This window comes from Sphingobacteriaceae bacterium (assembly GCA_002319075.1).
In the GTDB taxonomy this organism is placed as follows: domain Bacteria; phylum Bacteroidota; class Bacteroidia; order B-17B0; family Aurantibacillaceae; genus Aurantibacillus.
In genome coordinates, this window is the sequence record NVQB01000001.1 from 3,025,929 (window position 1) to 3,051,200 (window position 25,272).

Below are 25,272 nucleotides of genomic sequence, written 5' to 3' on the forward strand. Positions count from 1 at the left end.
ATACTTTGTTTTTTTTGTTCTTCTTTTCTGTAAAGGAAAAGCTCAACAATATAATTTTCATAATTATTCGGTAAAAGAGGGTGTTGCACAGTCACAGGTGTACGCCCTTTTGGTTGATGCGCGAGGCTATTTGTGGTTGGGGACGCAAGGGGGTGGGTTGAGTCGTTTTGATGGTGAACATTTTAAAACTTTTACTGTAAACGACGGTCTTCCCAATAATTATATTTTGAGTATTAAAGAAGATACAGATGCCAATTTGTGGATCGGCACTATGAATGGAATTTGCAGGTTCAATGGAATAGATTTTAAAAATTATAAAAGTTTGCAGGATTCTGAACAGCTTACAATTCGTGACCTTTCAATAGATGCGAAAGGCAGAAAATGGCTGGCCACTAACCTGGGAGTGATGCTGCTGGAAGGCGGGAAAATTACTAACCTGGCGAAGACTTTAAGGGAACGCCCAACTGTAGTAACTTCTGTTTTGGTGGATAGGGAGCAAGCAGTATGGTATGGAAATTCGGAAGGACTTTATAAATTAATTAAGAGTGAAGGCGGATTAAAAAAAATTAATTTTGGTAAAGAAAGCGGTTACAAACCAAATTCGATTACTTGTATCAGGCAGGATAAAAAAGGAGATGTGTGGATTGGAACCTATGGCGATGGTGTATATGTTTACCAGGGAACAAAATTTAAGAGAATTGATCTGAACCTGGAGCTTTATAAAAAAACAGTTCTGGATTGTTATTTTGATGAACATGACAATGTATGGCTGGCGACCCTAAACGACGGAGTAGCGCAGTATAATTCAGTTTCGAAAACGTTTTTGTGGATTACCGAGAAGGAGGGTTTGAGCAATAACCATGTTAGAAGTATCACGCAGGACAGGAGTAAAAATTATTGGTTTGGAACTTCTGGTGGCGGAGTTTGCAATTATTTTGGAAAACAATTTACGGTTTATGATAAATCTTCGGGGCTAGGTGGGAATTTTATTTACAGTATTTTTCGTGACAGTAAAAAGCGTTTATGGATAGGTACTTCTGACAAGGGGCTTAGCGTACTGGATAGCAGTCGTTTTTTCAATTACAATGCAGACAATGGTTTCGCGGATGTTAAGGTTAGGGCTATTGCGGAAGATGATAGTGGCAAAGTTTATTTCGGAACTGATGGTCAGGGAATTATTTATACAGAAGACGGGACGACCTTTAAAGCGATTGAGCAACTAAACAAAAAGTATATCCGGGCCATTGAAAAAGACAAGAACGGTGATCTTTGGATTGCAACGGCAGGGATGGGGCTTTATAAAATGGCTTTTAAACCTGTTTGGAAGCTTGAAAATTTTAATGTCAAAGACGGACTCTTACACCCCCGATTAACCTGCCTTCACTACGATAAACAGGGTCGCCTATGGTACGCTACGGAAAATAACGGCATTGGATATGTTGAGAATGGTGAATTTAAAAAGCCTGAGTTTAAGGGTTCAGATTATTTCCCCACGAGCGCAATCCGGTGTTTTACAGAAGATCAAAGTGGGTATCTCTGGGCTGGCACCGGAGGCGAAGGCATATTAAGTTTTCCTTTGTACCAGGGCGATTTAAAATTAAAATGCTATACTCACAAACAGGGTTTAACTTCTTCAAACATTTATCTTCTTGCAATTGATCAGAATAATAATTTGTTTGCAGGAAGCGAAAGCGGCCTGGATTATATTTCTTTGGATAAAGAAAGAAAACCCACTCAGATTAAACACTACAGCAAGGGCGAAGGTTTTACGGGCATAGAGACATGCCAGAATTCTGTTTTTGCAGACAAAGATGGAACCATTTGGTTTGGAACCATTAATGGTCTTACAAAATATAATCCCGCTAACCAGGTAAAAAATAAAAACGAGCCTGTGCTTAATATCAACGATATAAAATTATTCAATGTCAGCATCTCAAATACAGAGTTCAAAAAATTTGCCGGCGACTGGAATAAGATTGAAAGACTGGAGTTGCCTTACGATCAGAATAATTTAAGTTTTGAATTTAACGGGATAAATTTCAGCAATCCCGAAGCTGTGAGGTATCAATGGAAACTGGCTGGTGCGGATAAAAATTGGTCGCCATCAAGTTCCCAGAAAACTATAAATTATTCGAATCTGGCGGCGGGCCACTACACTTTTACGGTGAAAGCCTGCAATGAAGATGGGGTTTGGACTAAAGTACCGATCGAGTTTAAATTTTATATTTCGCCGCCTTTCTGGAAGCGATGGTGGTTTATCAGTTTATTTGGCGGTGTACTGGCAGGTTCTGTTTTTTTAGTTTTTAAATGGCGGGTAAATCGTATTCGTGTTAATGCAGAAGAAGCGCAAAGAAAAATTCAATTGGAGAAGGACGTATTGGAACTCGAACAAAAAGCGTTGAGACTTCAAATGAATCCGCATTTTATTTTTAATGCATTAAATTCAATTCAGTCGCAAATTGGCACTGAGAACGAGCAGGCAGCCCGTTATTATCTTGCTAAATTTTCGCGGCTTATGCGACAAATCCTTGACAATTCACGAAGCACAAGTATTAGTCTGGAAGAAGAAATAACTACTCTTGAAAATTATTTGCTAATTGAACGATTTTGCAATGGCGACCGTTTTGATTATACTATTAAAGTAAGTGAGACACTTGAAAAAGACTACATCCAGGTTCCACCTATGATACTGCAACCCTTTATTGAAAACGCGATCAAACATGGCTTGAAATCTGTGGAAGGAAAAAAAGGAAGCATCGAAATAGCTTTCAGGGAAACGGATGGCCTTTTGGAATGCTCTGTTACGGACAATGGGATAGGAAGAAAAAAGGCGGGCGAGTTAAATAGGATGAGTAAAGAGACTTATCACAAATCGACTGCTTTGTTGGTGACACAGGAACGTCTGGATCTTTTAAGAGAGGGAAGAGCTATGAAAACATTGGAGATCATAGATCTTTATGATGAAAGCGGCGCGGGAAATGGAACTAAGGTAATTGTACGAATTCCGATGAGTTAATTTTTTTTGATCTCTTCTTTGATTTTTTTATATAATTCAAACATTTCATCCTCGGTAAAACCACCGGCAATTTGTACAGACTCTCCCGTTATTTTTCCTGCAATCTTCGGAGCAATAATCACTTCATTGTCTACTACAATAGCAAGTCTTTTTCCAGTATATTTTTCAGTGGCTTCAGTAAACGCTTCTTCCCCCCGCTTGTTAAAATAAATATAGAGACTAAATCCGTCTCTGTTTGACATTTGCACATCTACAATTTGATTTAAATTAACCAGTGGAACAGGCTGCAGATAAATAACATCGGAGGAGCCGCGGGTAATTCGACTATATTTTGTTGGTGTTTGGGTAACAGCGTAGCAGCCGGTTTCAAGATAGTCATTTGTGTGGATCGAAATTTCTGAGTCTTGACTTGTTGTGCAAAATTGCTGAAGGACAGCCAGGATAAAAAGCAGGAAATGTTTTTTCATGAAAGTTTTAAGAGTTAAGTGAACGAGCGTGAACAACTATTTTTAGTAATTTTAGTTATTTCTTATGATCAAAGCAATTATCATTGACGATATAGAACAAGCCCGTGCAACCTTAAAAAAAGATTTGCAGGTTTACGCGCCGGATATCACAATTACCGGTGAAGCGAACGGAGTAGTGGAAGGCGCAAAACTTTTAAAAATACAACAACCTGATATTTTATTTCTTGATATTCAAATGCAGGATGGTAGCGGCTTTGACTTGCTTGATATTCTGGGCCGGATAAATTTTAAAATTATTTTTATAACGGCATCCGACGCCCATGCTATTAAAGCTTTTCGCTATGCTGCAATCGATTATTTAATGAAACCTGTTGATCCGGATGAGCTTATAAGTGCACTTAAAAAATACCGTGAGCAGAAATTGAATGAAAACGACAAGTATCAGCTACTTAACGACTCTTTAAAAAATACGAACAAACACCACCAGCGACTTGCTTTACATACACAGGATAAAATTCATATCGTCAATATTAATGATATTCTACGTTGCGAAAGCAACGTAAATTACACTGAGTTTTATTTTGCTAACAATAAAAAATTATTGGTAACAAAAACGCTTAAAGATTTTGAAGATCTGTTAAGTGATCAGGGATTTTACCGTGTTCATCAATCCCATTTAATAAATACGAAATTTATTAAAGAGTTTGTAAAAACAGATGGCGGTTATCTTATGATGACTGACGGCTGCAGTGTTCCGGTTTCTACACGCAAACGTGCGGATGTTATGAAAATGCTCGAGGAACTTTAAGGTAGCAACACATCATTTATATTTATTTTTTCAAAATAATTTCTTCTTTTGCCGCCCATTGAGTAATATCTTGTTTGCTGAGTGCCGCTGCCATGAGGTCAGGAAATTTGTCTGGTGTACAGGCAAACACAGGTACCTGTAAAGAAGATAAAAATTGCGCATTTTGATGATCGTAAGACGGAGCGCCATCATCACTTAACGCAAGCAGCACAATTAATTGTACGCCGGATGCGATAATTTCCGTGGCTCGCAACAGCATTTCTTCTTGGTTTCCTCCTTCATAAAGGTCAGTGATCAAAATCATCACGGTGTCGTTTGGCTTCTTAATTAACTGCTGGCAGTAGGTTAGCGCACGGTTGATATCTGTTCCACCACCTAACTGAACTCCGAATAACAATTCAACAGGGTCTTGCAGCTCTTCTGTAAGGTCAACTACGTTAGTGTCAAATACCACCATCTTGGTCTGAATTGCAGGGATGGAAGCCATTACGGATCCGAAAATACCTGAGTAAATAACAGATGTGCCCATAGAACCGCTTTGGTCAAGACAAAGAATCACATCTTTTAAAGAGTTTCTCTTTTTTCCATAGCCAATTTTTGTTTCGGGTATAATGGTTTTAAAATCTGGTTGGTAATGTTTTAGGTTTTTAAGAATAGTCGTGTGCCAGTTGATCTCGTTGTGGCGGGGTCGTCGGTTACGCGTTGAACGGTTAAGGCTGCCAGTGATAGCTTGCTGTGTGGGATTGCTTAATTTTTTAAGCAGCTCATCTACAACTTTTTTCACTACCTGCCGGGCTGTGTCTTTTGTTTTGTTTGGTATCATACGACTAAGCGTCATGAGGGTTGCTACAAGGTGCACATCGGGTTCTACATTTTCAAGCATTTCCTTCTCCATAAGCATGCTGGTAAGATTCAGGCGTTTTAAAGCATCTTGCTGCATCACTTTTACAACTGTTGATGGAAAAAATGTACGAATGTCACCGAGCCATCGATTAACGTTAGGGGCTGAGCCACCTAATCCACCTTTTTTATCTGAATCATACAATGCGTTCAAAGCTGAATCAATTTCAAATGCCTTTTTATCGAGTGATACGCCAGTGCCATCATTTTGGTCACTACCAAGTATCAGTCTCCATCGTTTTAAAGTTTCTTCGTTTTCCATTTTAATGAATATTTAGCAAGTGCATGATAATGGGCAAGGCTTTCATGCCACCTTCATGATCGATCTCAAAAACAAGCTGTTTGCGATGATTTGAAACTGTTGAGCTTTTTGCTTTTTCTCCAAGTTTGCGTCTTTCGGGACTAGAGAATTGCGAAAATGTTCTTCTCATTAAAGGGAGCACTTCAATAAAGTGTTGTTCTGAAAGTTGTTTTACCCATGTCTCGACCAACAGCCATAGATTCTCATCAATCAGGAGAATCGTTCCGCTTCCTTTCAGGAATCCTTCAAGCCAGGCTGCTGTATGTGCATAAGCGTTAACAGACGAAAGGGCATTAGTGAAAAGCGTTTGCAATTTCTCACCTGCCAGTAATTTAAAATCGTACAAAAGTCTGGTAGCGTACCCCGCTAGTAACGTTGCAGTGTTCTTATTTTCAGAAATAATAACCAACGTTTCCTGCCATTGTTTAAGCTGATCTTCGTTTTGTAAAAGTGTTATGGAATCGTTGAGCTGAAAAAAAAGATCAAGTAGATGTTGGGCTGCATCTTCATCAACCGCCTGACAGGCTCCTGGAAGACTTATGCTAATACGCGTGATCATACTTTCGACAATTTGTGAAAGTACCGCATTGTCCATTCGTCTCACATTACCGTACCGAAGTGCATTTACCAGGGGAGGAAGCGCTTCAATCAATTGTATTACGTCTCCTGAAGCGGCTGCCAGTGCATGAATGCGCTTAAGCAATGTTTCTGTGGCTTGTGGAAGATTCGATAACAAAGTGTCGCTAAGCAAAACAGATATAGTCTGTAGCGAATTCTCAGCAGTAGCTTTGGCACTTAAAAAATTATTTCCTGCCTCTTCCACTGAATTGCCCCAGAGAGCTTTATCTATTATATCAATTGCGAAAGCCGGGTCCCAATGCAGAACCCATGCTTCTTTGAAGGTACCTTTACCAGAGACACTCTTTTTTACTCCCCACTTGATCCCCATTAAAGCGAGTCTGTGAAGGAAAATACTTTTTTCCAAATCGCGCTCTTCTCTTAAGTCGAGTGCAATTTCTTTTTCATCTTCCGTTAAAGGAAGTCGTAGTTGCTTCTGCGTTTTTTCGATATCGACCTGTAAGGGTGTTTTGGGAGCATCAATAGGAACATATCCTAAGCGTGGGCTGACAATAAGTTCTTTATGAATAATGGATAGCAAAATAGCATCACCCATACACATAACGCTATTGGTTGCTTCGTTTAACTCTTCGAGACCTGGCACAGCTAAACCACGCAGAGAAGACAATGTTTCCGCAAGTCTCACCGTTTCTATAATATGTGCTGAAGAGATATCTATTTGATTCTTGCGAAACAGTCTTGCTACTTTAGTGAGCCATTTAATACTAATATCTTTTTTTGTTTTCCAGATGTGGTGGTACCATCCCGGTGAATTTATCCCTGCGCCATATCCACTTGTGAAGGATAATCTACTGTAGGTCCAGGGTACCCAGGTGCATTCAACTTTTACTTTCGGCAGATTTTTTAAAAGATTTGTATCTTCTTTATCTTTAGGTATATTTTTTAATGCAGGAACATGCCAGGCGCCGCAAATGACAGCAATGTCATTATACATTTCTTTTTCGGCCTGCTTTAGCATTTTACGCATCCAGGCTTCGCGACATTTTTCAATAAAGCCTGGCTCATCTTTTAACTGCTCACGTAAATTGCATACCGCTTCACTTACAGCATCGAATACTGCGTTATTATTTTCGCGGTATTCAAAATTATTTTCCCACCACTTTTCAGCGTCTGTATATCCAGCAATTTCAGCGAGGTAAAGAAAAGGATCCTTATTATTTTGAACCATTTCACCTGGGGCTTCTGATTCAATTTCTTGTTCAACCGAATTTCCTTGTATAGCTAATTTATGAGCCACTGGAAGATCCATAAAGCGCAAAGGAATTTTATTTTCAAGAGCATATAAAATCGCCTGCCATTCGGGTGAAAATTCAGCAAATGGATAAAACAATGCCTGTTGTAAATTATTAGGAACATATGCAAGAATGGCAACAGGCGGTTTCATTTCTTTGTGCCCGGCCCAATGTAAAATGGCTTCCGCTTCGGGCGGACCTTCAAGCAAAATGATGTCAGGCCTTATTTTCTCAAGATAAAGTTTAACATTTTTCGCAGACCCGGGTCCGTGGTGTCTTATGCCTAAAAGATGAATACTCATAGCTGCTTAATAACCCAGGTCACGACATGCACGATAAATATCTTTCCAGTCGTCGCGTTGCTTTACAACAGTTTCAAGATATTCCTGCCAGACAATTTTATCCTGAACAGGATCTTTCACAACAGCACCAAGTACACCTGATGCAAGGTCGGAGGCGGTAATCCGTCCGTCTCCAAAATATGCTGCCATTGCCATACCACTGTTCATAACTGAAATTGCTTCGGCTGTGCTGAGAGTTCCGCTTGGAACCTTTATTTTCGTTTTTCCGTCGGCAGTGATACCACTTCTTAATTCACGAAAAATAGTAACAATGCGTTTTATTTCCTGTAACGCGGGAAGTTCTGCAGGTATATCCATGGCTTTACCGAGACTCTCCACGCGACGTTTTACAATATTCATTTCTTCTTCCATGCTGTCGGGCACCGGAAGAATTACCGTATTGAAACGGCGTTTAAGTGCGCCTGAAAGCTCATTCACACCTTTGTCGCGGTTGTTTGCTGTTGCAATAATATTAAAACCTTTAATAGCCTGTATTTCTGTATTTAATTCAGGAACTGGTAAAGTCTTTTCAGAAAGGATGGTTATTAATGTATCCTGTACGTCGGCGCCAATTCTCGTGAGTTCTTCAACACGCGCAATTTTCCCTTCTTTCATAGCGCGCATAATAGGTGTTTCTACTAAAGCTTTTTCGGAGGGACCTTCAGATAATAAGCGCGCGTAATTCCATCCATACCTTATGCTTTCTTCACTGGTACCGGCCGTGCCCTGTATAATGAGGCTTGAATTTCCGGAAATGCCTGCAGCAAGATGTTCAGATACCCACGATTTAGCTGTGCCCGGCAGGCCATATAAAAGCAGGGCACGGTCGGTAGTTAAAGTAGCTACGGCAATTTCTATCAGTCTCTTATTACCTATGTATTTGGGACTGATTTCAAAACCATTTTTTAATGTTGCCCCCATAAGATAGGTCACTACTGATTGTGGTGAAAGAATCCAGTTAGGCGGGCGCGTTCCACTATCCTGTTTTTTTAGTTCCTCGAGTTCTTGGGCAAATTGGAGCTCGGCATGCTGCCTGATAACATTTTTCATAATTAAAAAGATTGATTAATGAGGTGTTTGATTGAAAGCATTTTTTTTAGATCTGAAATTATACTATCGTGATAATCTTTTTTAGTAAAATCAGGTTGCTCAAGAGCATCCAATTTAGATAAAATGCTTACGGGAATATGATGTACTATGTTCTTATAAAAATTTCTACCATACCTGTAGGGGTCCTGTGAGGTTTTCAGCAGCAGGGAAAGTACAAATTGTTCTGACCATTCTTTTTCTTTTCCGGGAAGTAGCGTGTAAAAATCTAAGGTCTGGTTGCCCCATACTTCCAGCGCAACCTCCTCCTGCAATGGTCGTTCGAATTGATCTACAACATCGAGGCATAATTTTTTGTACTTAGTATAAAGAATAAGCGCCCATTCAACATTTTTAAAAGTGTTTGCAGCGGAAGCAAAAGAGGAAATAAATTTTTCTGTGTTTGTTTTCTTGTGAAAAAGATCCAATATCTGAGCCGCTTTCATTTGAAAGTGATGTTCCCAAAAAAATAAGGGAATCATGCCCATCATCTGGCTCATAGTAAATTCTTTTTCAGAATAAAGTTTATTTGCGTCTATATGACTAATGCCATAGGACCTGAATTGTAGCGGGATTTCGAAAGATAAATTAATGTGGATACTTTCTTTACTTACTAGACCCAACATAGAGCTTTCTTTTTTAATCGTAACAAGTGGACTCACGAAGTCCCAGATTTCTTTCACCACAAATGAAGTCGGTAGTTGTTTCAGGAGTTTCAGTGCTACATCTTTTACCTTCTGACTTTTTTCTTTTAAAACATCTTTAAGAAAAGATTCATCTGCAGTATTCAGGTTGTTTTCTAATAGAGCAAGAAAGTCGGCCTTCGTGGCAGCTTGTTCCTCTTTCCATGTTTTTATAAGTGCTTCGCGGGCTTCATCAGCTGCGATTAGTCGCCAAAGTGTAAACGCTTTTTTCCTTTCTTCGGGTCTGCCTCTGTCAAATTGATCGCTGATTGATTCCTGCTTTGAAAAATTCCACTTAGAATTAAACGTAGCCAGCCATTCGCCTCGCTTACCGCAACACGCTAAAATCATGTCCCGCAGCTCTGTGTTTATTTCAGCAATTTTCATCAACGTTGGAATGTATTCAGGATTTACAACTAAGTTATTTTTAGTGCAGAACAATAGCCACCAAAAAAGCAACGAATTATTTTCTTCACCAAGAACTGCCTGCAGCGATGCCAGGGTTTGCGAGTTTATATAGCTCTTGTGTTCGGCAGGGCAAGGGGGTAAATTTGGTACCGACGCTTTTGAAACCTGAAAACTGCCCTTTCTATATCCGCGAACCAGAGATGTGAGAGCCAGGAATTGCGACTCTTTATCTCCTCTGAGTTTCAGTTGACCTACCATAGAAATAAATTCTTCGGGCAACACCGCAGTGTTTACCTGTTTCTTTTCAGTTCCAATAATAGCCGTATGAAGTATTTCCTCCCAGATTTTTATCATAAGATCGCAAAATTAGAATTCAATAAAATACCTAGAGGTTCATAACGTCCTTCACCACCCATCATTGCAAGGTTAAATGGATTGCCTCCTGATACCGTTAAAATTTTATACAATTTTTCATGGTCACATAGTACTGGAACCAGTTGGTTATTAGTATCACTTAAATACCAAGCATCGCTGCTGCCGGCGAGTCTTACGGAGTTGATAAAAAAAGGAAAATAGGAAACAAAAGGAGTCTTTGCATAAAGTTCTTTTTCAAATTTTATAAGTGCGTCCCAGTTTTCAAAACCTTTAATATCGGCCGCTGCAGAGACGGTTCCTGTGCTTTTTACAATAGCTCTGAAAGGATTTATACTTTCAAAAAAAGAGAGCTCTGCTTCTATAACAGTGCCTGGACTAAGATTAAACTCCGGAATTTGAGTACGCACATAAAACTGAAGAACGAGTGCATACTTTCCGGTAGAGGTGCCCAATAGCCAGTTACGCTGAACAAAGAGCTGGTCCTGCTGTTCGGTCTCTTTTGCAAGCACAAACCATTTATCTTCGATGCCCTTTTGTTTTTTTAATTCTTCTGTACTTTGTGTAAAACCAATTTGTGAACGCACTTCGTTGGCAAGGTTTTCAGAAAGCTCTCTATTTGAAAAAGCTGAAGTCACTAAATAAATGTTTGCCAGCTGGTCCATAAAACGGGTCTGCCATCCATCGCTGAAATAATTCATATCGGCCAGACTTCGTGTCATCATTGCAAGACCCGGCGCCTGTGAGTCTACCATACGTTTTGTGAGATTTGTAAATAATGTGGAGCCTTTTTCAGGCATGTTTAAAATCCCATTCCTTACAATGTCTTTAAGGGTAAGTTGGAGTTCCTCAATTCCACCATTTATTTTTTTGAGACGTTGTTCCTGCCTTTTAGCTTGAGCTTCAGCATCTACCGGCTTATCAGTTTTCTCTTGTTTTTTTTCCTGTTTTTCTTCACGCTTATCCAGCCATTCCTTAACCCAGGTTGGAGACTCATTCGTGGGAAATAAATTTTTTTGGCGAGTATAAAGTAAAAGTATGCCAAGGCCGTGTTTACAGGGAAATTTTCGACTTGGACAGGAACATTTGAAGGCAATGCTGCCAAGATCAACCTGGGTGCGGTAAGGATTTTTCCCGCTACCCTGGCATTCTCCCCACAATGCTTTTTCATTAATAGAAGTGTTTGTCCATTTAGAAGGATTGGCAAGCTCTTTTCCTGATTTTTTTGAGGCATCGTCAGGGGCAAGAGATAAGATCTGCTCTTCGTTCAACAGCATATTGGGTTTTTTGCTAAATTAAAGAAGAATAAACCACTTTGGAAAGTGTTGTGAAAAAGTAAAAGAAAATTTTATTTTCCCGCCACTCTAATTTCTTCTTTCACTACCTCTACCCAACGTCCAGGCACGCGGGCACTTATTGTATTGTCATACATGGCTTCGCTATAAACCGTTGGAAGATAAAATCTACCAAGATAGGTGGCGTTTAAATGAATGATAAATGTCTTAGATGTATTTTCGGCGAGGTCGTAATAACTGTAAACCCTGTCGTCGCGAATGTCCTGGTAACGTGCTGAATTCGTTCCTTCCGTTCCATCCATTCTGCTATTATGAATTTCCCAGCCTGAAGGAAAGATTTGACTTAATGCCATCTCTTTCAAAAAGCCTTTTGTGCCGGGATTAGACATAAAAACTTCCGCTGTAAATTCAGTGCCCTGAATCAATTTATCCGGTTGAATTTCTTTTCCTTTCATATCCTTGTATTTAATGCTCATCGTCAGATCTTTGGAGTAAGCAGATTTATCACCGGTTAAAGGAATGCCCTCTACAATTACCTTTGCAAATAAAACAGATTTACCGTTGTTTTTTATAGTTACACTTGCAGTTTTTGCAAAATCAACATCTGAATAGTGCATTTGATAAATGGTTTTTTTGGAACTAACGGTTTTTTCATCGGATGCCACATGAGATGAAAAATGTAGTTCACCTGAAGATTCCTTAACACCCACGTAGGCGCACATAGCTAAAAGTCCGTAAGCAGTTTCTTGTGTGCTTAACCAGTGCGCTGAACTTAATTCCTTAGCAAGCTCTTTTGCTAATGGCCAGGCTTTTGTTTTTTCATTTAGCAAACTTAGTGTTTCAAGAATCATAGCTTCATCCCGTGTATCAGAACCGTAGCTGTACGATAATTCTTTATAAGTTTGAACCGTGGTTGGCAGATTTTTGATCAGGGTAAGAGCTACTTCTGTTTGTCCTACTAATTTATATGCAGCGGCAAGTCTCCATTTAGCAGTAGCAGAAAGATTTTTTTCTTCACGTAAACGATTCATCGCTCCTATTTCAGCATTATTACTTAAGGCTAATACAAACAAACGGTAAGCCTGAATTATTTCATGAGTTTCATTTCCATGCGGGTGCGAATAGGCGGTTGAATTAGCAGACCAGTTACGCGCTTGTTGCTGCTGATAGTTGATCCATCTTGCTTTTAAGTTTACAGGAAGATTATAACCCTGGTTTTCTGCTTCAATCATAAAGTGTCCGGCATAATTGCTGCCCCACTCGCTGTCATAGCCTTCTCCAGGCCAGTAGGAGAAGCCTCCGTTAGATGTTTGAAATAATTGCAAACGTTTTAATCCTGCTTTAATATTATAACTTACTTTTAATTTTTCAGCCTCTTTCATAGAGATGAGATTCATAACATACAGTTGTGGAAAGACAGAGGATGTAGTTTGTTCAATGCAACCGTGTGGATATTGAATGAGGTAAGCTAAACGCTTTTCAAGACCAAGAGAGGGTATGCCAGACAATTCGATAGTAGCCTTATTGCTTCCGGAGATGCCTTTAAAATTAATTTCCGTAGTCCAGTCTTTGCCGGGTTCTAACACAAACTCTGTGCCTTCGCTAACTTTTGGATTTGCTGCACGCACATCGAGTTCAATGTTCTGCACAGTTTTTTCTTTACCGCTTGTTGCTGTTATTTTTACTTTCGCTATGCCAAGTTTGGTCGCGACTTTTAATTTAAAGTTTATGACTTCATCGCCTACCTGAGTAAAGTGGGTGTTTTGAATTTTACTTCCGTCCGCTTCTAAAAATTCATTTACTTCTATTTCCACTTTCACATCTTTCACATGGTTTTCCATGGCAAAAATATTTACCGGCAAAGAAACGGACTCTCCTGGACCCAACACTCGCGGTAGTGTTGCAAGAATCATCAATGGTTTTCTAACCGCTACAGCTTTTTCAGCATTACCATAAGCACCGCCGTTTTCTGCTATTACCATCACGCGCACAGAACCAATGTAATTAGGAATGGATAGGGTATGAAATTTTTCCTGCCCAGCTTCTAAAACAAAAGGGCCCATAAATTTTACCATTGGCTTAAAGCGATTGGCCTTTACACTTTTGCCTGCGCCCCCGTCTCCATCTCCGCCTATACTTAATAGTTTATCCAGTTTGCCCGCATAGGCCCCTATAACAGCGTCGTAAAGATCCCATGTTTTTACACCCAAGGCTTCGCGTGCATAAAATGTGTTCCAGGGTTGTGGGGTTTTAAAACGGGTAAGATCTAACAGACCTTCATCGACCATTGCAAGAGTGTAAGTCATTTTTCTTCCTGTCTTTTCTTTCACTTTAATTCTGGTAGTGGATTCTGGTTTAATAACATCTGCCATAATAATTTCAGGATTCAAATGCGTTAAAGGTTCGTCGACTAACACGGGAACTACGCCGTACATACGAATAGGTAAATCGTTTTTTGTATTGGCATGGGGTTGAAGTAATGTAACATGAATATAGGCATTGGGGGCCATTTCAGAGCTCGCTGCAAACTGATAGACAGTTTCGCCTTTTTTGGTAGGTATCCAGAATTTTTTTACGACTTTGTTCCCGGTCTCAATACTCACCAGCGCAAGGCCTTCAGCAGGTGAAGGGAACGATAATTTAATGTTTTCACCAGAAGTATATTTTTCTTTATCACAAGCAAAATTCAGCATGTTCGCATTTTCGTTGGTTGTTCTGTTAGCTCTGTTCCAATAGGGCCAGTCTACCGTTACAACTTTGCCCGTTTGATGTCCTCCTTTTAAATCGCTTACCGTAATTAGATACCGGCCGTATTCGGGATAGTTGACTTTAAAGTTAAATCCACTGCGCCCCTCGCCGGCATTTATAAAAGTGTCTTTTAAGACAATTGTGCCGCTGCGTGAAATATAATGGGAGAGGTCTTCTTCATTTTTTTCATACCACCAGCGCCATTGTACTTTATATATTTTGACTTGCAATTTCTCTGTTTTTACTAAGTTTCCTTTTTCATTTACACTTACAACATCGAAGTGATAGTGTTTTCCTGTTTCTAAACTATTATCGTAATTTTTTGTCTCCGGCGTAAAAAGACCAATATAAGTTTTGTAAGGAGAGTAGGGCACGCTATAGCGGTCAATGCTAAAGTCACCGCCCTCCTCAAAAACCTTAGAGACATAAGTAGCACGGAGCATTCCTGGCGCGGTTTGACCTACATGCAAATAGGTGTTTAGCTGAGCTTCTCCTTTTTCATTTAAGTTCCCATCAAAAACTGCTTCCGACTCTGAATAGTAATTTCGAATAGGCGAATCAAATTCATACGCTTTAAATTTTTCGAAGACGGTTTTGCTTTGGTTGACACTAACGTTAACTAAAGCATGTAAATTTTTTGCGTTTGCTCCGTGCAGCCATTTAACCGAAAGCTTAGCTACGCTATCATTTATTTTGCCTTTTTCAAAGTCAAGATAAATTTTTAAGCGATTCGGTTTTACAGTTTCAATTTTAAAAATTTGTGAGAAGTTTCTGTTACCAACCCACGCTATACCCTTGTAATTTCCTGTAATGGCCTCGGTACCGGTGGAGGTGCGAAAATCATAAAGTCCATTTAGATTTTTAGTTTTTGTAACCTGATAAACTACAGTTCCATTGGGATCTTGTAATTCAAACTTTACAGGGTGGTTTGCCGGTAAGCGTTTTTCTTTGTCCTGAAGTATAAAATTAATGTAGAGAGAATCGCCCGGACGCCAGACGCCTCGTTCTCCGTATAGAAAACCTTTCACACCTTTCTGAACTATTTCTCCTTCCACATCAAATTTGCTTAAAGAATTCGCATACCCATCCAGTAATTTTAAATAGCCACGTTGTTTGCCATTTTTTGCCAACATCAAAAAAGGTTTACTTTTTAACTGGAGATCCAGCATGCCATTGTTGTCTGTTATACCTTGTGCAATAAGCTGTTTTGTGTAATCGTAATACTCAATAGTTGTGTTGGCTAAAGGTTTTGCGGTTATAAGGTTGCTTACAAAAGCATGCGACAGTTTGGAGTCGTCCAGCTTATAGATTAAACCAATGTCTGATGCCAGAATGTTTCTGCTTACTGCTTTTCCATTGTAATAGTAATTATCACAAGAGCCATAGTCTTCGTTGTAATAGTTCCAGCTATCGTATCCATCAAAACCATAATAGTCCCAGTTGTTTTCACTCCAATTCTTTTCTTCTTTCTCGAAAGTCGTTTCCAGCGAATGCACTTCGTTTTCTTCCGCAGATCCTTCACAATCACACAAGGCGTATTTTTTTGAATACCGTATACTTACGCGGTAGAGTGCACCAGGGTCGGGAGTTATAATCTTTCCAAGATCAATCACATGCATGTTCCATTGTTTTAGATTTAGTTTTTTATTATCATCCAGGCGAATCGTTTTTTCAGCAACAATTTTTCCAACGCGTGTCAGGTTATCATCACCATCTAAATTATTGCTTTGTAAAAACTGGTGTATGTTGTTTTCAAAAATTTTTATAACGCGAACATCTACTGCTTTTAGGCTTACGGCTTCAAATGGAAAAATAAGTCCATTTGAATTTGGTAAAATACTACCATGACCTTTGATGCGCACTAACGGCTTAGGCTCCTCAAACTCAAAGACCTCGGAATAAGCATAATTCATTTTGTACCCTTTAAAATTTTTGATGCCATTGCTTACAGTGACACGTTTATTGCCAATAATTCGGTTTGACAGAAATACCTTCACCACGTTGTTTTCAACTGCATAGCTGAGTTGGTCAACACCTTCTATAGTAATGATACCTTTCAGGTTTTGAGTATAGTCTATTGGATCGCTGAAGGTCAACTCCAGATACTGGTCTTCTTTATCTATAACTTTGGCCTGAGAAACAGAAAAATCGCCAAGAGCAGGAATTGTAACTTCTTGTTGGCCTTTGCCGGAAACTCCTATAGATTCTCCGTTCCATGTTACGATTAATTTACCAGCCTGTAATTTGCGCTCGATACTGTCTATATAAAAATAAAATTCGTTGCCCTGAGTGGTGGTGGTAATTTTAACCGGTAAAACTTTTCCACTTTGCGTAACAGTCAGAACTTTTCTGATCTCAAGAGAATCTTCAAAATCCGAGCAGCTTAATTTGCCGCTTAATTTTTGCCATTCAATGTTATAATCATCATATGTTCGCAAACCGTCAATGTTTACAAAAATGTTTTGAGGATAGGTAGAAACCTGGAAAGTAAAGTTTTCGAGATCATCTTCTACTTTTGCAACCTCCTTTAATTTAAAATTTACTGTGTAAAATTGGTTTACGGGCATAATATCTGTTGGAATAAATTCAATTATGCGATCACTGATCCAAATTGCTTTTCCCTGCAGCGCAGGCTCAAACTCGAAAGCATCTTTAAGTAAATTGGAATCGGGGAGCTGACCCATTACTTTCGCAGAGCGCAAAGCCTGCAATGCGGCGGTATCATTAATACTTGTAATGGCTATCCTTTCTTCGTTTGGACTTTGCGAAAGTTCGATACGGATATTTGATTTCCGGGAGATCATACCAGAGGTGTAACCGGCAATATATTTTCCAAAAGAAGGATTTACAGCTTTAACCTTAGGACGCGTTTGCGAGCAGGCACTAAACATGAAAGCCAGAAATCCAAACAAAGCAAAAAGCAAGAAGAGCAGGCTTATTTTGTTAAGGATTTTGTTTTTTAAAAGAAGAGAATCTGATGTTTCGGGTTTCATTGGTTTTAAATTTATACCGCAAAGATCTGATGATTAAAAACAATGGGTCCTTTGCTTTTATAGGCCGTGCCTATTTATTTATTAAGTGCTGGTTTTTTGCGATTATTTGATTGGTTAGGGATCCATAAAATCACTTAACAGATTTTAGCGTTTGTTCTGTTTAAAACTCGACTCATAAGATTGACCGAAGAAAATTAATTTTGATTCTCATCAGTGATAACTTTAATGTATGCAAAACACTCAAACACCTCCACCGAATAGCAACTTTATTAAGTCGCTTATAAAAATTGCCAATCCAGACTGGACGGCCGAACAAATAGAAGCCGCAGCGCAAAAAAAATTAGCTGAAATGGCAAATCCTGTTAATGATGACAATTGCGAGTATTGCTCTAGTTAAGATGGGATCACGCCAAATCAAAAAGCCGTCGCGTTTTATCGTGACGGCTTTTTTTATCTAAAATTGCAGGCTGTTTAATTGATCTCTAAAACAATTTTACCATTTATACCTCCGTTTGAAACGAGGTCCTGTGCAATAGCTGCGTCTTCTAATTTCATTACGCGCGCAATGCCTGGTTTTAATTTTCCTTCTTCCACAAGTTGTTTTCCGGAATCTAATTTTTGATAAGAAGGATTTGAAAAAACAAAGAGCGAAATTACGCCAGCTTTTTCAGAAAGTTCTGAAGAGAGAGCACTGACAATGCTTAAGAGGCGACCTCCCTTTTTTATTACCTCAAGCGATTTAAGCTGAGTTTCTCCACCAACGGTATCAGCAACCAGGTCTATGTTTTTTACAAGTTTTGTAAAATCCTGTGTTTTATAATCAATCACTTCGTCGGCGCCCGATTTTTTTACAAGCTCCACGCCAGCGCCTGATGCAGTGCCAATTACGTAAGCGCCTGCCAGTTTAGCCAATTGTACAATACTATTTCCAACAGCGCCTGCAGCACCGTGTACCAGCACCCTTTGGTTTTTTTGCAGATTACCTTTTTCGAATAAAAGCGTATTGGCTGTGTTGATAGGAACGGCCAGCGCCACAGCATCGTTATACGATATGCTTTTTGGTTTTAGAGCTACCAGACTTTCTTTTACGGCTGCATACTCGGCGTAAGTTCCACCAAAGGTTGTACCAAAAACTTCGTCTCCGTTTTTTAGTCGCGTCACTTTAGAGCCAATAGCTTCTACAATTCCAGCCAGATCAGAGCCCGGGATAAATGGAAAAGTAACAGGACTGGATTTTTGCATCAGTCCTGAGCGTACTTTCATGTCAAATGGATTAACGGTAGTTGCCTTTAGCTTCACGAGTACTTCATCTTCTTTTAAAATTGGTTTTTCGACTTCTGCTAATTTTAAAACGGAAGAATCGCCGTAAGTTGAAAATTGAATGGCCTTCATAATTTATTTTAATTTTTCGGTGAGGTACAAATAGCGTTCAATGCCGTGATTTAACCAAATTTGCTCCGGCTTTGTCGGAAACAGGTTTCTGTATTCTTCATCGGCGTAGAGAACAACTGTTGTTCCTATGCGCACATAATTATTGGTTTCATAATAAACTGGCTCTTTAAATTCTATAAGATTTTTTTTCACTGCTATAGAAACCATGTCGCCTAAATATTTTTGATAGTCTCTTTGCGCTTTAAGAGCGGGTTTGCTTAGTTTTTTGTAAACGTGTTTTAAAACGATCCTGGTTCCGAATTTCTGTTTCTTCATCATAGGTTTTACATTTTTAAAAGGATTTACATCTGTAAAATCGTTTACGGTTTGTATAGAGAATGGAACTTCTGGAACCCAATCGGCTGTGCTCACAGAATTAAAAGCCCAGTCTCGCGTGAGAGCTTCATAGGTATAGGCGTAATATAAATTACCTGCCTTTGGTGAAGCGCTGGAGTAGGTTTTAAAACGAATATCTCCGGGTATTCTATTTTTTGTTTTCATATCCTCGAGATAAGAAGTTAAAAGGTAGGTAATGGCACCGCCCTGGCTGTGGCCTGCAATAATAAATTCTTTAATGCCTTTTTTATACAACGAATCTATTTTAGGAAGTATGTCACGCGACAGATAGCCTGTAGAAACGAGAAAGCCAACATGCACGGCAGCTTTATCATCGTCGCTTAAATGGTAATCAAAAATAAAGTTCTTTTCCAACTCTAATTTTCCTTTAGCTGGAACCATAGCTGCGTAATAATTCACCAGCCAGCTTACGGGATTTGGTTTTATATCCGTTCCACGTATATTTATAACTGCAATGGGTTCGCTTTGGTTAATCCAAAGGTCCCACATGTTCTGCAGGCCAATCAAGGGAGAACGGTAGGCAAATTTATATTTCTGATCCAATGCAGGAATAGTACTTGGGTTTTTCCATTCAGAAGTATCAATGGCAATAAGGTAATCCATTTTAAGAATTTCAGCAAATTCTTTTTTGTCATAACCTGGTTTAAGATGCTGTGCTTTGCCTGAATAGAAAAAAAAGGCCGCAACTGTAAGGAGTAAAAATTTATTCATACCTCTATTTTTGGATAAGATAAAGGTATAATTAAAACATTTAGTGTTTACTTTTTGTGTCAATAAAATGAAACCAGCATTTTATGGCTCTGCTTTCTAATTCTTCAGGCTTGCCGCTTGACCCTTGCACTATAATGTACCTGGCTTACAGGGTGATTAATATTTCAGATATAATTTGTTCTAATTTAGAATAGCTTGTTGGCTTAACATAAAACCCTCTGGCCCCAAAGTCCAGCGCCTTTACTGATTCTTTTATAGAGCGTGAGGTGGTAAGAACATAGGCGGGGATACCTTTGAAAAAAGCATTGGCTCTTAGTTTTTCCAATGTTTCCAGACCATTTAAAATTGGCATATTTAAATCTAAAATGATAACGTCGGGGGGAGATTTATGCAAATTTTTTTGAGTGTTAAAAAGATAGTCAATAAGTTGCGAACCGTTATAAAGCGCCGTTAAACTACAACTGAAGTAAACTCCTTTCAGAGCTTCTTTAAAAAAAAATTGATCATCGCGATCGTCATCTACCATAACGATAGAATAATTGGTTTTCATTTGTGCCGGTCGTCAAGTAAAAGTAAAAACGTGTAGTTTCTTTATCAGTTAAATGGAAATTAAAATTTCTGCAATAATTTGAGGAAGTTTGCCGGCCGTTCCAGGTTTGCCATAGTAGCCCAGAGCTCCCATATCAATAGCCTTTCTGGAGTCCTTTGGATTATCTGAAGTAGACATAACAAAAACCGGAATATCACTTAAAAGACTATTTGACTTCATTCGCTCGAGTGTATCAAAACCAGTAAATGAAGGCATATTTAAATCTAATATGATAAGATCAGGACTCGGTAAAAGATTGGCACTGTAATCCTCTTTCTTAAGCAAGAGATTCAGGAGTTCGATGCCAGAGTAAACGGATGTAAGTTCGCATTTAGCATTTATTTTTTTTAAGGCCTGTTGGAAAAAAAAGTGATCATCGGGATCATCATCCACCAGGATAAGCGAATAATTTTCTTTCATATTATTCGTTTAAGTGTTTGTAAATGTAATCTAATCGACGACAAACTACTAGTTAAATTATTTTTAAAGCAAAGCTTGGAGAGTTTGAATGAAACTTTAACAGTCGTATATGTTATTGGCTAGTAATCTCGTCTTATTAGGCTTACCTTTATTAAAATAATCTCCATGCCGCTCATATCTTCTTACCACAACAAGCTTGCAACCGAAACCGTTTATCACAATCACAGTGATTGCGAAGAGGGAAATAAAATTAAGAAAGAGAACAAAGCGCAGGGTACCGGAAATCTTTTATGGTGTAAGAACTGTTCAAGATTAGTGAACAGCCGGAAATAAGATCACGAATCCACTTTTATTCCCCAAACTGGGATTAATCCATACATGTTTTAATTAACTAAAATAGTTTTTAGTTATTCAGCTAAAGTTGGGTATTAAAGAGTATCTTTCCTCTATTAGCGAGGGTACACAAAAATCTCTCCCATTTTTTTTTCAGAGATCGCAACATAACCTGGAATAGTCTTAGCAACATTGTTTCGCAATTTTTTATAAAATGACAGAACAATTTAATTTTTTGCTTGCTGACGACGACACGGATGATGGTTTTTTCTTTACCAAAGCCTTGAAAACAATCTTATCTTCAGCAGAGCTGAATATAGTTGAAGATGGTGATAAATTAATGAAGTATCTCGATACTCATTTGGAGAATTTGCCAGATGCCTTATTCCTCGACATTAATATGCCGAGAAAGAACGGCGCTGAGTGCCTATTCGAAATAAAAACCAATGAGAGATTAAAAAACCTTCCTGTAATTGTTTATTCTACATCCATGCATGAAAGCATGGCTGATAAACTCTACAAAAGTGGGGCTCATTATTATTTCCAGAAAACCAACCTCACAGAACTGGAGACAAATCTTCAAAATCTTGTAGGCTTAATGAAAAATAAAACATTCATGCGACCTATGCGGAAAGATTTTGTTCTCAAAACAACTGGCGCTTAGAAGCTGGATTTTTTTTTCTCAAAATGACTCAAAAAATTAAAAAATTACCGGTAAAGGGATTGAAAAAAGCGGCTGTCAAAAATAAGCCTGCTCTAAATTCTTTCCCAATAGTGGCTATTGGGGCTTCCTCGGGTGGACTGGAAGCAGTTTCTGCTTTACTGCAAAATTTAACGGTGGACACAGGCATGGCATTTATCTATGTGCAGCACTTAAACCGTGATCACAAAAGTATGTTAGCGACGCTATTAGCGCGGGCTACGAAAATGAAAGTGCAGAAGATTGAGAACATGGAGTTGATTAAACCAAACAATATATATGTCATTCCGCACAACAAAGGTATTGAAGTAACAGATGGACATATTCAATTGCTCCCGCGCCCGGTGAGTAATACTACAAACCTTTCTGTTGATATTCTTTTTTCGTCATTAGCCGAAACGCATAAAGAAAATGTTATTGGAATCGTTCTTTCAGGCAACGGCAGCGATGGCACAAAAGGATTAAAGGCAATCAAAAAAGCAGGCGGATTAACGTTTGCACAAGATACAACAGCTAAATATCCAAGTATGCCTGAGTCAGCCATTAATGCGGGTCTAGCAGACTACGTGTTATCTCCGGAAAATATTGCTGAGAAGCTTATTGCGTTTGGTAAAAAAGGAGTTTTAAACCGCGCGCGTAAAGAAAAATTGAAAGAAGATACTACTTATGATAGTAATCCTGATCTCAGCTCTGTTTTTGAAATTCTTTATAAAAGTAATGGGGTAGATTTCAGTCACTATAAATTATCCACCATTAAACGCCGCATTCAAAGAAGAATACTCAAGAATAACACAAAATCGATTAAAGATTATACAAAACTTCTTGTTGCTGATGAAAAGGAAACGAGTCTCTTATATGCAGATCTTCTTATAAATGTTACAGGTTTTTTCAGAGATACAGAAACGTTCAGGTATTTAAAGTCTACTTTGCTGCCAAAGCTGCTCAAAGACAAAAAAAAGAATGAAACGCTTAGGATTTGGGTAGCAGCTTGTTCTACGGGGCAAGAAGCCTATTCGATAGCCATGCTTATTTCTGAACTACAGGCAAAAGTAAAAGATAAGATTCAAGTGCAGATTTTTGCTACAGATCTTAGTGAAGCGGTCATCCAAATGGCGCGTACAGGCGAGTATGCAAAAGCTGATCTTAAATCGGTAAGCCAGTTACGCCAGGATAAATTCTTTGTCAAAGTAAAAAACAAATACAAAATTCATCAGGATTTACGTGAAATGTGCGTGTTTGGAACCTCTCATAATATTTTAAAGGATCCACCTTTTTCACGAATGGATTTTATCAGTTGCAGAAATCTTCTTATTTATTTTGATCCGCCGGCTCAAAAAAAGGTGCTTACTACTTTACATTTTGCGTTAAATGATAAGGGTTATTTAATGTTGGGTAAGTCGGAAACTATTGGATCTGCTTCCACTCATTTTTCGCAGCTTAACACTAAATTTAAAATTTATTCCCGTAAAAAAAATGCAGGAATAAGGAAAGTAACTGAGCTTACTCCGCGTTATCCTAAAACAAATATTGCTGATAGAACACATAAACCTTTTCTGCCAAAAAGCATAGATTTAGATTCAGGTAAACTCGACAGTGTTATTAATTCTGTTCTGCTTTCCAACTATATGCCGGCATGCGCTATCATCAATAAAGAGATGGAGATCTTACAATTCAGAGGCTCAACTTCTTTGTTCCTTACGCATCCCTCTGGTAAAGCCAGTCTGAACATCTTAAAAATGACGCGTCCTGAATTTACCTTTGAATTACGAAATGCCATTTTACAATCTATTAAATCAAAGCAGGCTGTTATTAAAGGGAATATTGAAATTAAGATCAATGATGCTTACCAAATGATGTCTCTTGAAGTATCGCCAATTAAGTTTGATTGGGACGAGCCTTTGCTGATGATCGTATTTACTTTACAAGAGCAATTAGAAAAGTATGCGGGCAGTTCAAATAACGAAAAAAATAATTCTTTACAAAAAGATCAACGGATAAAACGTTTAACAGAAGAACTGAGTCATGCGCGGAAAGAAATTCATTCTGTCATTGAAACACAGGAAACAGCTTATGAAGAGTTGCAGACAGCTAATGAGGAAATAGTTTCCAGTAATGAAGAATTTCAAACTCTAAATGAGGAGCTGGAGAGTACGAAAGAAGAAATTGAAGCCGCCAATGAAGAGCTTATTGCAACGAACGCGGAATTAAAAAAACACAATGATCTTCTTGAGGAATCGTATAACTATTCGCAAACTATCATCGCCACCATTCACGAACCAATGGTTGTTCTCACCAGTAATCTTCATGTTAAGTCTGCAAACAAATCTTTCTACAAAAAATTTAATGTCAATAAAGAAGACACGGAAGGAAAAACCCTCTTCGAACTTGGTAACAAACAATGGGATATCCCAAAGCTTCATGAGCTCTTAGAAACTCTGCTTTCAAAAAATTCTAATTTTGAGAATTTTGAAGTAACGCATACTTTTCCCGGTATGGGTGAAAAAATTATGTTACTTAATGCAAGTCGCATTATACAAAAAACACATCGTGAAAAGTTAATTTTACTGGCCATTAAAGATATCACCGAAAGGGCAATTCGGCAAAAAGTAGCGGATGATAAGATTGAACACGATATCAGGGGTCATAAACAAGATAAACTGGAGCTTGAAAAAGTAGTAAAGGGCAGAACAAAAGAACTGGAATTAAAGAATCTTGAACTGGAGACTGCAAACAAAGATCTAATATCCTTTAATTATGTTTCCAGCCACGATTTACAGGAACCTTTGCGGAAGATTCAGACATTCGCAACTTTGATTTCTGAAAGTGAACGAGATAACCTTTCTGAAAAAGGAAAAGAATACCTCGATCGTATGACCCAAACCGCAACAAGAATGCGTTTTTTAATCGAAGATCTGCTTTCCTATTCCCGCACAAAAAGCGACGATCGTGTTTTTGAACAAGTAGACCTTAATACACTTCTGGAGGACGTAAAAAAAGATTTTGAAGATGTTATGGAGAAAACAAATAGCTCAATAGAAGCTAAAAACCTTTGTGTAGTGAATGTAATTCCTTTTCAATTTCGCCAGTTAATGCATAACTTAATAAGCAACTCACTTAAATTTTCTAAAGAGGGATGCCCGACTTTAATAGAAATTAAAAGTAAAATAAGTCTTGGCAAGTTTTACGGCGACAAAAGATTTATTCCGGAAAAAAAATACTGTCACATTGCTTTTTCGGATAACGGGATTGGATTTGACACACAGTATGCTGAACGTATATTTGAAGTTTTCCAGCGCCTGCACTCCATAGCTGAATTTCCGGGCACAGGAATCGGTCTTGCAATTTGTAAAAGGATTATCGAGAACCATGGAGGTTTTATAACAGCGAGTGGTGAGCAGGATAAAGGGGCGCGTTTCGATATTTATATACCTTCAAATTAATT

15 protein-coding genes are annotated in these 25,272 nt (G+C 38.6%); 4 read left to right on the top strand and 11 right to left on the bottom strand.

What is annotated here, in order from left to right:
• The first annotated feature begins 157 nt into the window (after positions 1–157).
• Positions 158–3,016 carry a hypothetical protein gene (locus CNR22_13115; protein PBQ32672.1) on the top strand — a complete coding sequence of 953 codons (2,859 nt, stop codon included), beginning with the start codon at positions 158–160 and terminating at the stop codon, positions 3,014–3,016.
• On the opposite strand, the gene CNR22_13120 is transcribed toward CNR22_13115, so the two are convergent.
• Complete coding sequence (locus CNR22_13120; protein PBQ32673.1) at positions 3,013–3,483, bottom strand: hypothetical protein; 471 nt, start codon at positions 3,481–3,483, stop codon at positions 3,013–3,015. The genes CNR22_13115 and CNR22_13120 overlap by 4 nt on opposite strands.
• Positions 3,484–3,547: 64 nt before the next feature.
• Between CNR22_13120 and CNR22_13125 the strand changes: the two genes are divergently transcribed.
• Positions 3,548–4,291: a DNA-binding response regulator gene (locus tag CNR22_13125; GenBank protein ID PBQ32674.1), complete on the top strand. Its 744-nt coding sequence runs from the start codon at positions 3,548–3,550 to the stop codon at positions 4,289–4,291.
• 22 nt (positions 4,292–4,313) lie between these two features.
• On the opposite strand, the gene CNR22_13130 is transcribed toward CNR22_13125, so the two are convergent.
• From CNR22_13130 to CNR22_13175, 10 genes are all read right to left on the bottom strand, one after another.
• Positions 4,314–5,453 (bottom strand): hypothetical protein, encoded by a 1,140-nt coding sequence (locus tag CNR22_13130; GenBank protein PBQ32675.1) that lies wholly within the window; start codon positions 5,451–5,453, stop codon positions 4,314–4,316.
• Between the two features lies 1 nt (position 5,454).
• Positions 5,455–7,665 carry a hypothetical protein gene (locus CNR22_13135; GenBank protein PBQ32676.1) on the bottom strand — a complete coding sequence of 737 codons (2,211 nt, stop codon included), beginning with the start codon at positions 7,663–7,665 and terminating at the stop codon, positions 5,455–5,457.
• 6 nt (positions 7,666–7,671) lie between these two features.
• Complete coding sequence (locus CNR22_13140) at positions 7,672–8,754, bottom strand: ATPase (protein ID PBQ32677.1); 1,083 nt, start codon at positions 8,752–8,754, stop codon at positions 7,672–7,674.
• A 2-nt stretch (positions 8,755–8,756) separates the two neighbouring features.
• Entirely contained in the window at positions 8,757–10,235 is a 1,479-nt protein-coding gene (locus CNR22_13145; protein ID PBQ32678.1) for a hypothetical protein, read from the bottom strand.
• On the bottom strand, positions 10,232–11,530 hold the full coding sequence (locus CNR22_13150) for a hypothetical protein (GenBank protein ID PBQ32679.1): 1,299 nt from the start codon (positions 11,528–11,530) through the stop codon (positions 10,232–10,234). Before CNR22_13150 ends, CNR22_13145 begins: the two co-directional genes overlap by 4 nt.
• Before the next feature lie 71 nt (positions 11,531–11,601).
• A complete protein-coding gene (locus CNR22_13155; GenBank protein PBQ32680.1) occupies positions 11,602–17,289 on the bottom strand; it encodes a hypothetical protein in 5,688 nt (1,895 codons plus the stop codon).
• 471 nt (positions 17,290–17,760) lie between these two features.
• Entirely contained in the window at positions 17,761–18,681 is a 921-nt protein-coding gene (locus CNR22_13160; protein ID PBQ32681.1) for an NADPH quinone reductase, read from the bottom strand.
• 3 nt (positions 18,682–18,684) lie between these two features.
• Positions 18,685–19,788 carry a lipase gene (locus tag CNR22_13165; protein ID PBQ32682.1) on the bottom strand — a complete coding sequence of 368 codons (1,104 nt, stop codon included), beginning with the start codon at positions 19,786–19,788 and terminating at the stop codon, positions 18,685–18,687.
• A 145-nt stretch (positions 19,789–19,933) separates the two neighbouring features.
• Positions 19,934–20,338, bottom strand: a complete 405-nt coding sequence (locus CNR22_13170) for a response regulator (protein PBQ32683.1) — start codon at positions 20,336–20,338, stop codon at positions 19,934–19,936.
• A gap of 48 nt (positions 20,339–20,386) precedes the next feature.
• The gene (locus CNR22_13175; protein ID PBQ32684.1) at positions 20,387–20,797 is read right to left on the bottom strand and encodes a histidine kinase; all 411 of its coding nucleotides are present in this window, start codon (positions 20,795–20,797) and stop codon (positions 20,387–20,389) included.
• Between the two features lie 547 nt (positions 20,798–21,344).
• On the opposite strand from CNR22_13175, the gene CNR22_13180 reads away from it, so the two are divergent.
• On the top strand, positions 21,345–21,794 hold the full coding sequence (locus tag CNR22_13180) for a response regulator (protein ID PBQ32685.1): 450 nt from the start codon (positions 21,345–21,347) through the stop codon (positions 21,792–21,794).
• Positions 21,795–21,817: 23 nt separating this feature from the next.
• Positions 21,818–25,270, top strand: coding sequence for a hypothetical protein (locus CNR22_13185; GenBank protein ID PBQ32686.1), 3,453 nt, complete (start codon positions 21,818–21,820; stop codon positions 25,268–25,270).
• Positions 25,271–25,272: the final 2 nt, after the last annotated feature.